The sequence below is a fragment of the Mycobacterium sp. genome (genome assembly GCF_040398885.1).
In the GTDB taxonomy this organism is placed as follows: domain Bacteria; phylum Actinomycetota; class Actinomycetes; order Mycobacteriales; family Mycobacteriaceae; genus Mycobacterium.
Genome location: NZ_JBBATF010000115.1, coordinates 1 through 10,088 on the forward strand (window position 1 = coordinate 1; position 10,088 = coordinate 10,088).

At 68.2% G+C, this 10,088-nt stretch carries 13 protein-coding genes; 7 read left to right on the forward strand and 6 right to left on the reverse strand.

The genetic code is table 11. The features are described 5' to 3' along the window. Positions 1 to 963 (forward strand): YncE family protein (locus ADBZ5U_RS11375; RefSeq protein ID WP_526265463.1); only part of this gene is annotated, 963 nt, incomplete at its 5' end. Between the two features lie 62 nt (positions 964 to 1,025). Here the strand turns inward: ADBZ5U_RS11375 and ADBZ5U_RS11380 are convergent. Continuing rightward, positions 1,026 to 1,652: a phenylacetate--CoA ligase family protein gene (locus ADBZ5U_RS11380; RefSeq protein ID WP_526265465.1), complete on the reverse strand. Its 627-nt coding sequence runs from the start codon at positions 1,650 to 1,652 to the stop codon at positions 1,026 to 1,028. Beyond that, positions 1,613 to 2,404 carry a phenylacetate--CoA ligase family protein gene (locus ADBZ5U_RS11385; protein ID WP_526265467.1) on the reverse strand — a complete coding sequence of 264 codons (792 nt, stop codon included), beginning with the start codon at positions 2,402 to 2,404 and terminating at the stop codon, positions 1,613 to 1,615. Before ADBZ5U_RS11385 ends, ADBZ5U_RS11380 begins: the two co-directional genes overlap by 40 nt. Positions 2,405 to 2,458: 54 nt before the next feature. Here ADBZ5U_RS11385 and ADBZ5U_RS11390 point away from each other — a divergent pair, with 54 nt between their 5' ends. Next, on the forward strand, positions 2,459 to 3,616 hold the full coding sequence (locus tag ADBZ5U_RS11390; protein ID WP_526265469.1) for an LLM class flavin-dependent oxidoreductase: 1,158 nt from the start codon (positions 2,459 to 2,461) through the stop codon (positions 3,614 to 3,616). Between the two features lie 24 nt (positions 3,617 to 3,640). Here ADBZ5U_RS11390 and ADBZ5U_RS11395 read toward each other — a convergent pair whose 3' ends face one another. Continuing rightward, positions 3,641 to 4,105, reverse strand: coding sequence for a hypothetical protein (locus ADBZ5U_RS11395; protein ID WP_526265471.1), 465 nt, complete (start codon positions 4,103 to 4,105; stop codon positions 3,641 to 3,643). 83 nt (positions 4,106 to 4,188) lie between these two features. After that, positions 4,189 to 4,566: a DUF5997 family protein gene (locus tag ADBZ5U_RS11400; protein WP_526265473.1), complete on the reverse strand. Its 378-nt coding sequence runs from the start codon at positions 4,564 to 4,566 to the stop codon at positions 4,189 to 4,191. A 41-nt stretch (positions 4,567 to 4,607) separates the two neighbouring features. Here ADBZ5U_RS11400 and ADBZ5U_RS11405 point away from each other — a divergent pair, with 41 nt between their 5' ends. Both ADBZ5U_RS11405 and ADBZ5U_RS11410 read left to right on the forward strand, forming a co-directional pair. Further along, on the forward strand, positions 4,608 to 5,321 hold the full coding sequence (locus ADBZ5U_RS11405) for a LysR family substrate-binding domain-containing protein (protein WP_526265475.1): 714 nt from the start codon (positions 4,608 to 4,610) through the stop codon (positions 5,319 to 5,321). A gap of 127 nt (positions 5,322 to 5,448) precedes the next feature. Further along, on the forward strand, positions 5,449 to 6,114 hold the full coding sequence (locus tag ADBZ5U_RS11410; RefSeq protein ID WP_526265478.1) for a hypothetical protein: 666 nt from the start codon (positions 5,449 to 5,451) through the stop codon (positions 6,112 to 6,114). A gap of 21 nt (positions 6,115 to 6,135) precedes the next feature. Here the strand turns inward: ADBZ5U_RS11410 and ADBZ5U_RS11415 are convergent, their stop codons facing one another. Then, entirely contained in the window at positions 6,136 to 7,317 is a 1,182-nt protein-coding gene (locus tag ADBZ5U_RS11415; protein ID WP_526265480.1) for an NAD(P)/FAD-dependent oxidoreductase, read from the reverse strand. 52 nt (positions 7,318 to 7,369) lie between these two features. Here ADBZ5U_RS11415 and ADBZ5U_RS11420 point away from each other — a divergent pair, with 52 nt between their 5' ends. The 3 genes from ADBZ5U_RS11420 (at position 7,370) to ADBZ5U_RS11430 (ending at position 9,598) form a co-directional block, all read left to right on the forward strand. Then, positions 7,370 to 8,107 (forward strand): TetR/AcrR family transcriptional regulator, encoded by a 738-nt coding sequence (locus ADBZ5U_RS11420; RefSeq protein WP_526265482.1) that lies wholly within the window; start codon positions 7,370 to 7,372, stop codon positions 8,105 to 8,107. A gap of 137 nt (positions 8,108 to 8,244) precedes the next feature. Continuing rightward, complete coding sequence (gene nrdF, locus ADBZ5U_RS11425) at positions 8,245 to 9,219, forward strand: class 1b ribonucleoside-diphosphate reductase subunit beta (protein ID WP_526265484.1); 975 nt, start codon at positions 8,245 to 8,247, stop codon at positions 9,217 to 9,219. A 67-nt stretch (positions 9,220 to 9,286) separates the two neighbouring features. Further along, positions 9,287 to 9,598, forward strand: coding sequence for a DUF3349 domain-containing protein (locus ADBZ5U_RS11430; protein ID WP_526265486.1), 312 nt, complete (start codon positions 9,287 to 9,289; stop codon positions 9,596 to 9,598). 115 nt (positions 9,599 to 9,713) lie between these two features. On the opposite strand, the gene ADBZ5U_RS11435 is transcribed toward ADBZ5U_RS11430, so the two are convergent. Beyond that, positions 9,714 to 10,088, reverse strand: a 375-nt coding sequence (locus tag ADBZ5U_RS11435; RefSeq protein WP_526265488.1) for a zinc-binding dehydrogenase, incomplete at its 5' end; no start/stop codon positions are given.

The window sequence follows — 10,088 nt, forward strand, 5'->3', positions numbered from 1 at the left end:
AACACGCCGTACGGCGTTGCGAAGATCCTCGTCGTCGACACGGCTTCCAACACGGTGATCGCCACCATCGACGGCCCTGCAGCCCCGAACTACCTGACAGAAGTAGCTTTCAGCCCCGACGGGGCGCGCGTCTACGCTATCGGCCCCAGGACCAGTCAGACCGGAACACTTTCAGTTATCGATACCGCCACCAACACATTGACCGTGGTAATCGGTGGTCTGGGCAGCCCGCGCGCGTTAGCGGTCAGCCCCGACGGCACACGCATTTACATCAGTGCAGAACCCGATTTGTCGGTGTCGGTCATCGACAGCGTGACGTACGCGACCACGGCTAAGACCGTTGTCGGCAAATATCCGGCGGATTTGGCGGTCAGTCCCGACGGTAGCCGCATTTTCGTGGCCAGCGGTACTGCCGGCACCGTGTCAGTGATCGACACGTCCACCAACACGGTGAGCGCTGTCATCGTTGGCTTCAGCGCACCCGCCGGGGTTGCGGTCAGCCCCGACGGGAGCCGCGTCTACGTCGCCAATGCGAATGGCAATTACGTGTCAGTCATCGACACCGCGACCAACACCACGATCGGAGCAGTCGGTGTCGGCAATACTCCTTTTCGCCTTGCGGTCAGTCCCGACGGCACACGGATTTATGTAACCAATTACGACGGCAACAACGTCTCGGTCATCGACGCCACCAACGGCCCTCAAGCCCCCGCCGGGCCCGGAGGTGCAGGCGGCCCGGGCGGCAACGGCGGCCTGTTCAGCAACGGCGGCAACGGCGGCAGCGGTGGAATCGGTGGAACCGGGGCGGGGGCGGGAACCGGTAACGCGGGCGCATCGGGGACCAACGGAACGCCGGGCATCTTCGGCGCGATCGGAGGGGCCGGCGGCTCGGGAGGCGCCGGAGGACAAGGTGCCAACGCGGGCGCGGGTGGGACCGGAGGGAACGGCGGCTCAGCGGGGTAACAGGAACCCTTCCCGCATCACGCCGCACGTCCGTTCCGTCGGCCCCACACCACTGCAGCGGGTCACGACCGCAGGATTTGGCGGAGCTTGCCGCTGCGCGGCTCTTGTCGCGGCGTCTCGGCGGCGCAGGTGATCGTCACCTCGGTCACCCGGTGGCTCCGCAGGAAGTCGCGCACCCGGCGTTCCACCTCGCGCTGCACCGCGTCCCTGGCCGCCTCGTTGTCCACGTCAAGACGGATGGTGAGCTCACGGCGTCCGGTTCCGATGACCTGGAAGCGGTGGACGCCGGGACTCTCCTCGATGACGGCCCCCAGCGCCAGCGGCAGGATCTGTACCGGCCGATGCTCGATGTCCTCCAAGGTGAGGACGTCATTGGTCCGGCCCTCGACCGCGACGACCGGCAACGGGCTGCCGCAGGAACATGGATGGGGTTGCAGCACAACCCGATCGCCGAGGTCGTAGCGGATGATCGGCTGGACGCGGTTGGCGAGGTTCGTCACGAGCACGCTGTCGGACTGCACGCCGGGTGGCACCGGCCGGCGATCGGAGTCCACCGGTTCGAGGATGTACCAGTCCGAGTTGACGTGCAGGAACCCGCGGGTGCACTCGATGGCCAGTCCCGGCACCTCGGTTGCGGCGTACCCCTCGATCACCGCACACCCGAAGGCCCGGGTGACGGCCCCGCGCATGGCAGAGTTAACAATTCGCCTGCGCACAGGATGTTCACCGGTCTGATCCGGAGCCGGCCGGCGCGCTGCTCGGCGGCCAGCAGCACGAAGACGCTGGGGTAGCCGCTGAGCAGTGTGGGCTGGAACTCGTTCAACTCCGCGACGAGCTCATCGACCGGCCGCAGGACCGAGAGGACCCTGGTTCGGGCGGAGATGAAAGGGCTGACCCGCCGGGTGCGTTCGATGAACGTCACCGCTCCGAAGTGGCCCCCGGTGGCGAACAGCGCGGCGGTCCTGATGCCGCGTCTTGCGAGTGCGGCGAGGTTGATCCGCGCCATGACGGGCTGGGGCCGGGTGCGGCCGACGATGTTGTACACCCGCCAGGAACGCCGGTCGTGCAGCAGGATTGCCGGCTCCCCGGTGGTTCCGGAAGTGGTCGCGACGAGGTAGCGGCCAAGATACAACTGACCTACGCAATCCTCGCGGGCCAGGAAGTTGTTCTCAAGGTCCGCGAGGGTCACATCCGGGTCGGTGACCCAGTCGTCGAACCTGGACATCAGGGTCGGCTTGTCGAGGGCCGGCAGGGCCCTGACGTCGTCGACGTCTGACGGCAGATCGCGATAGCGATCCCGATAGAACGGCGACGACGTTCTCGCGTGGCGCACGAGGTTGCGCAGACGGCTCCGTTGCAGGCCGGCCAACCGCTGCGGGTCAAAGTGAGCTGATCGGATCGCGTCGGCGAGCAGGTAGGGCAGCGACTCCGACCATTCCATGACAACCACTTCAGCACGGCAACGGTGGGTCGGCGAGGGATAGGCTGATCTGGAGTGGGTGTCGGGCGGTCGGCGGCGCCGGAGGGGGCGAACTCGATGATTCTGGTGGGCTTGCGGATTGGCACGCAACCGCCCCTGGCCGTGCTGCGGGCGGCGCTGGTGGCGGCGCGGACGATGCGGCTGGAGTCGCTGATGCTCATCGACCACTTCCAGAACGTCTTTCCCCAGGCCTTGTGGGACCCCGAGTTCACCTGGGTCGCGGCCCAGCGGCCCAGCCCGCACGAGATGTTCGACTACCAGGTGATGATGGGCTGGCTGGCCCCGCGGCTGGGCCGGATGCGGCTGGGTGTCGGCGTGACCGAGGCCGTCCGGCGCCACCCCGTTCTGATCGCCCAGGCGATGCTGACGGCGTCGCATCTGACCAAGCGTGCCCCCATTCTCGGCATCGGCGCGGGGGAGCGGATGAACATCGGACCCTACGGTCTGGACTTCACCCACCCGGTGAGCCGGCTGGAGGAGGCGCTGCAGGTGATCCGGCTATGCCTGACATCCCGAGGACCGATTTCGTTCTCCGGCAGGCATTTCCAGCTGGACCGGGCGACCATGGACCTCAAGGCGCCACCCGGCCGGTTGCCCGAAATCTGGGTCGGTGGCCAAGGAAGCCGGATGCTGCGACTGGCCGGGCGGTACGGCGACGGGTGGTATCCGGCGTCGGTGGCGTCGCCGCAGGAGTATCACGAGAAGCTCACCGTGGTGCGCTCGGCCGCCACCGAGGCCGGACGCGAGGCGGCGGCCATCACCCCGGCCCTGCACCGCTTCGTGGTCTTCGGGAAAACCGAACGGGAGGCACGAGACATGCTGAGCAACAGGGCAATCCGCCTGCTGGGCCTGGGGGCTCCGGCTGACGTGTGGCGCCGGGCCGGAGTGACGCACCCACTGGGCGAGGGTTTCAACGCCATCGTCGACTTCGTGCCCGACCGGCACGATCGCGCACGGATCGAGGAGGCGATCGCCGCCGTGCCCGAGGAGGTCATGACCGAGGGATCTCTGCTGTGGGGCACTCCCGAACAGGTGACCGCCAAACTGCGGGCTTTCGGCGAGGCGGGTCTGCGCCATGTCGTCCTCGCGCCGGTGTCGAGTCTGGTCTCCAGGCGGGCGGCGCTGTACGGGCTTCGGGCCACCGCGCAGGTGGCTCGGGCGTTGCGTGACTGACCCAGCGGTCAGGGCTCGGCCGGCCTAACCGGCGGCGTGGGTGGTGTGACTGCGTGCCGCGGCGCACGCAGCCTGTGCGTCCTGCTTGTGGTCGAAGCAGCGATCCACGCCCGGCCCTTCGGCGAACCATTCGCCGGTGTCAAGCTGTCCCACCAGGTACCCGCCGGAGCGGTACAGGCCCGGCTTGATGCGCTTCCAGGCCATCGGGCCCGCCGCGTTCCGCAGCCAGCAGGTGAGCGCAGGCACCGGGCTCGTGCTCTCGTCAGCCAGCACTGCGACCGGTGCGGCCTCGCCGCCGTCGACCACGTGCGCGGTCATCACCCAGCCGAGGTCGTCGGTGTCGATCACGAGCAGCAGGTTGCCGACCCGCACCGCGTTCGCTCCTTCGACGCACCACGGCTCGCCGAGGCCGCCGCTGGCGCTGATGGCCTGGTGCACGATCTCGACGGCTCGGGTGCTTGGCTGCTGACGCCCTTCGCCCCGGCGCATGTGCGATTCCTCCCGACGACGACTGTGTGTCGCGCGCCTTCCTATCACCGGCTTCTGACAGAGGCGGGGGGAGCGGCGAGGCTTCAGGCATTCCTGGAGTTCAGGGCCTTGATCCGTCGTTGCTCGGCCAGCACGTTCTGGTAGTTCTCCCGCTCGGTGACGAGCCATTCGGGCTTCTCCGCCAGCAGCGCGTCGATCTGCTCGGTGGTGAGCGCTTCGGTGATGCCGCCGCGGGCGAGGCCGGAGATCGACACGCCGAGCTTGGCCGCCACGAGGTTCTTCGGGTGCGGCCCGTTCCTGCGCAGTTCCTTGAGCCACGGCGGCGGGTCCGCCTGCAGCGCGGCCAGTTCTTCGCGGGTGGTCGCGTTCTCCCGGAACTCGGCGGGCGTCGCGGGCAGGTACACGTCCAGCTTCCTGGCCGCCGTGGCGGGCTTCATCGACTGCGCGTTCGGCCGGCTCATGGCTTGAGCTTATCGGCGGGGCCCACCGGTAGCCTTATCTGGTGACCGGGCCTTCGCTCACCCTCGGGTACGTCCCCGGCGGGACGCCGGCGAAGTGGGCCCGGATCTGGGCACGGCGCCACCCCGAGGTTCCGCTGAGGCTTCGCGCCACCTCCGCGGCAGACGCGGCCGACGACGTGCGGGCCGGCAGCGTGGACCTCGCGTTGCTGCGACTTCCGGCCGACACCTCCGGTCTGGCCGTCATCCCGCTCTACGAGGAGACGACGGTGGCGGTGGTGCCGGCCGATCACCTTCTCAGTGCGGCCGACGAGGTCACCTCCGGGGATCTCGAGGGGGAGCCGACGGTGTTGGCACTCGACGATGTCGTAGCCTGGGTGGACGCTCCCGGCACCCCGATCGAACACCGTCCCGAAACCACCTTGGCTGCAATGGAACTCGTCGCCGCCGGGCTGGGAGTGCTGATCGTGCCGCAGTCGTTGGCCCGGCTGTATCACCGCAGGGACCTCAACTACCTCCCGATCGCCGACGCACCGACTTGTGTTGTCGCGCTTGCCTTCCCGGCAGGGCCACAGTCGGCGCTGGTCGAAGACTTCATCGGAATCGTGCGGGGCCGCAAACCCGGCTCGTCGCGCGGGCAGGCTCAGGCGGCGCCGAAGCGCAGCGCCCGGGAGAAGGCTTTCGCCAAGCAGGCCGCCCGCGCCGCCGCGGGGAAGGTGGCGCGCAAGCCGGGGCGGACCGGGCGTGGTCGACCGTGACGACGCGTATGCCCGCCCCCCACGCGCCAGCCGTGCGGGCCTGCGCGGCGGCCGGTGACGGCGACAGTCAGATGACGGGTTCCGGGAAAGCAGTTACAAGAGGCGAGCGCGTCCTTACACTCGCCTCGTGAACCTCGGCAAACTGATCTCGGACCTGGCGTCCGCACCTGTCCGGGCGGGCCTCGCGGCCGGCGAACTCGGACTGGCCGTCGCGGCCTACGGCCTCGGACTCGTGAAGCAGGCCCTCGGCGACGACCCCGCGCAGCAGATGGTCCCGGTGACCGACGTGCTCCCGGTGCGCGGGGCGATCGTCGGCGCCAACCGGGTCGCCGAGTACACCGAGGACGATCGGGCGCTGGGGCGGGTTCTGGCCCGCGGCGGGGCGGCGGACAAGCTGACCCGCCCCGGCGGGGTCGTGGACTTGCTGACCGCGTCCGGCGGCCTGCTCGACCGGATCACCGAGGGCAGTTCCCTGGAGCGGATCCTGGCCCCCGGGGGGCTCGTCGATCGGCTCCTCGCCGAGGACGGGCCGGTCGAGCGGCTCTTCGCCGAGGACGGCATGATCGACCGACTGCTTGCCGAGGACGGCGTCGTCGACAAGCTCACGGCCAAGGACGGACCGCTCGACCTGCTCACCGAGCAACTCGAGATCCTGAGCCGGCTGCAGCCTGCCGTGGAGGCGTTGACGCCCACCGCCGACACCCTCGAGACCGCCGTCGAAGGGCTCAACCGGATGGTCAACACCCTCAGTGGCATCGCCGACCGCATCCCCGGCCTGCGATCCTCGCGGTAGGCCGTCGACTGGGGCAAGCTGTCAGAATTTGTGCAGCGGCCCCTGCGCCCGTTTGTAGGTGCGTTTGAGCAGCACATCACGGAACCGGCCGTTGTCGATCAGCTTGATGCCGGCTCCGGCCACCTTGGGATTGCCGGCCAGCTTGTGGAAGTAACGGCCGCGCCGGTACTCCTTGCCCCACGCGACTTCCATGCGCTGGGCGTAGTTGGTGAAGTCGTCGGGCCCGCCGTTCTCCAGAGCGGCGATCGCACACTCCCCGGCGGCCAGGCCGGACTCCAGCGCCTTGGAGATCCCCGCCCCCGAGGCGGGCTTGCCCGCGCCCAGTGAGTCGCCGGTGAAAAGCACGCCCGGACGCCACGGCGGCCAGGCCGTGAAGCCCATCGGCAGCCGCCAGGCCCGCACGCTCTTGTTCTTCTTCAACTCCTCGATGGAGGGCAGCTTCCACTCCGGCGGCAGCGTGGCCAGGAACTCGCCGAGGAAGTGGGTGGCGTTGATGGACTGCCACTTGGCGTAGCTGTTGACGTAGCCCAGGCCGATGTTCAGCCGGCCGCCGCCCATCGGGAACACCCAGCCGTAGCCGGGCAACTGGTCGCCCTGGAACTCGAACTTCAGGTAGATGTCGAGGCTGTCGGAGTCGGCCACCTCGGCGTCCATCTCCGAGCGGATCGCGATGGCCGAATAGCCGTTGTACTCGGAGTCCAGTTTCAGCGCCCGCTTGATGGGGGAGTAGGCGCCGTCGGCGGCGATGACGGCGTCTCCCAACACCTTCTCGCCGCCCTTGAGGACCACCCCGACCACCCGGCCGCGATCGTCGAGCACGGGTTCGCTGACCTCGGCGCCCTGGCGCACCACCGCGCCGGCCTTCTCGGCGTGCTCGAGCAGCATGGTGTCCAGCAGCGTGCGGCTGACGGTGTGGCCGTGGTCGGGCATCCCGGGACGTTTGGGGAAGGACAGCTCCCAACGCGACGGGCTGAACACCGTCACCCGGTTGACCCGGTGAAAGCCGGCCACCTCCTCGGCCAGGCCCATCCTCTGCAGGTAGCTCACCGCGCGGGCGGTCAGGCCGTCGCCGCAGGGCTTGTCGCGGGGGAACACCGCCTTGTCCAGGACCACCACCTTGGCGCCGGTCTGGACAGCTTGCCAGGCGGCAGCCGCACCCGACGGCCCACCGCCCGCGATCACCAGGTCGAATCGGTTGGTCACATCTCGATGTTAGCGGGAGCCGACCCACTTTCCCCGCAGTAGAGTCCGGTGGGTGCGCAGGATCGCTGTCCCGCCGGCGGGGGGCAAGCCCGTGAAGGTCGACGCCCGCAGCGAGCGCTGGCGCGAGCACCGCAAGAAGGTGCGCGCCGAGATCGTCGACGCCGCGTTCCGGGCCATCGACCGGCAGGGCCCGCAGGTGAGCCTCAACGAGATCGCCGCCGAGGCCGGCACCGCCAAGCCCAAGATCTACCGGCACTTCAACGACAAGGCCGACCTGTTCGCCGCGATCGGCAAGCGACTGCGCGACATGCTGGTCGCGGCGATCTTCCCCACCATCGACCTGGCCACCGACCCCACCCGCGAAGTCGTCCGGCGCTGCGTGGCCGAGTACGTCTCCCTCGTCGAGGACCATCCGAACGTGCTGCGCTTCATCCTGCAGGGCCGGTTCCCGGAACCGGCCGAGTCCACCACCCGGGGACTCAACGAGGGACGCCAGATCACCATGGCGATCGCCGAGATGTTCAACGACGAACTGCGCGAGATGCGCCTCGACGGGTCGTCGCTGGAACTGGCCGCAGCGGCCTGCTTCGGCGCAGCGTCGGCGGCGACCGATTGGTGGCTCGGTTCCGATCCGGACAGTCCGCCGCGGATGCCGGCCGACAAATTCGTGGCGCACCTGACCACCGTCATGCTCGGCACCATCGCCGGCATCGCCGACCTGCTCGAAATCGGCCTCGACCCCGACCTGCCGCTGCGCAGCGCCGCGCCGCGCAACGCGGCGGTGGGCTGAGTGGGCGCGACACGCCAGGCACTACCCGTTGTGCTGGCCGTGGTTGTCCGACCCCACGGGTAGTGTTTGAGGCTGAGCCGGAAAAGGCGCACGAAATCGGTCGGATCGGGTCGGCCGCGACTGGAGTGGGGTTATCGGTGAGCAATGGCGTGAAGCTGATCGACCGGGCGTCGGCAATCAACTGGAACCGGGTCACAGACGAGAAGGACGCCGAGGTCTGGGAACGGCTGACCGGTAACTTCTGGCTTCCCGAGAAGGTCCCGGTGTCCAACGACATCCCGTCGTGGAACACCCTCACCGACTCCGAGAAGCAACTCACCATGCGGGTGTTCACCGGGCTGACGCTGCTGGACACCATCCAGGGCACCGTCGGCGCGGTAAGCCTGATCCCCGACGCCGTGACCCCGCACGAGCAGGCCGTGCTGACCAATATCGCGTTCATGGAGTCGGTGCACGCCAAGAGCTACAGCAACATCTTCTCGACGCTGTGCTCGTCGTCGGAGATCGACGAGGTGTTCCGCTGGTCGGAGGAGAACCCCAACCTGCAGCGCAAGGCGCACATCGTCATGGACTACTACCGCGGCGACGACCCGCTCAAGCGCAAGGTGGCCTCCACGCTGCTGGAGAGCTTCCTGTTCTACTCCGGGTTCTACCTGCCGATGTACTGGTCGAGCCGGGCCAAGCTCACCAACACCGCCGACATGATCCGGCTGATCATCCGCGACGAGGCCGTGCACGGTTACTACATCGGCTACAAGTTCCAGCGCGCCCTGGCCGAGCAGACCGAGGAGCGCCGGAGCGAGCTCAAGGACTACACCTACGAGTTGCTCTTCGAGCTCTACGACAACGAGACCGAGTATGCCCAGGACCTCTACGACGACGTCGGCCTGACCGAGGACGTCAAGAAGTTCCTGCGGTACAACGCCAACAAGGCGCTGATGAACCTGGGCTACGAGGCGCTGTTCCCGCGCGACGAGACCGACGTCAACCCGGCGATCCTGTCGGCGCTGTCGCCGAATGCCGACGAGAATCACGACTTCTTCTCCGGGTCGGGATCGTCCTACGTGATCGGCAAGGCGGTCGTCACCGAGGACGAGGACTGGGACTTCTGAGACGTCCCAGGTGAACGCCTGGTGAAAACGCTGGCGTGCCGGGCACTCGAAGGTGAAACTGGGAGGTATGTCCGCAGAGTCGCTCGGCCACCGAGTTCTCGAGTGGTTGCGTGCCGGTTACCCCGAAGGGGTGCCAGGTCCCGACCGTGTCCCGATCCTGTCGCTGCTGCGCAACACCCCGCTCAGTGAGGACGAGTTGAAGCAGGTGGTGCGGGAGATCGCCGCCCAGGAGTCCAGCGCCGAGGCGGGCCACCAGATCGGCCGCGACGAGATCGAACAGTTCATCGAGGGTGTGGCCCACCACCCCGGCAACCCCGATGACATCCGGCGGGTGGCGGGGAGGCTGGCGGCGGCCGGCTGGCCCCTGGAGTCGTTCTGAACCCTGCGCCTCGTGTGCTTCTGCCCCCGCCGAGTGGGAATCCACCGCGAAATTCCCGCGCGATTTCCGCGGTGAGCGCACGCTCGGTGATTCCGGCCGTGGCTTCGCGCACCGCTTACGCGTCGCGCAGCGATTCGGTGTCGATCACGAACCGGTAGCGGACGTCGCTGGAGATCACCCGCTCGTAGGCCTCGTTGATGTAATCCGGCTGGATCACCTCGATCTCCGACGCGATGCCATGCGCGGCGCAGAAGTCCAGCATCTCCTGGGTCTCGGCGATCCCGCCGATCACCGAACCGGCGATGCTGCGGCGCATCCCCATGATCGAGAACGGCTGCACCACAAGGGGACTCTCCGGAGCACCGAGTTCGACGAAGACGCCGTCGAGATCGACCATCCCCAGGTACCGGCCGAGGTCGAGGTTGGCCGAGACGGTGTTGAGGATGACGTCGAAGGAGTTGCGCAGGTTCTTGAAGGTGTCGGGGTCGCC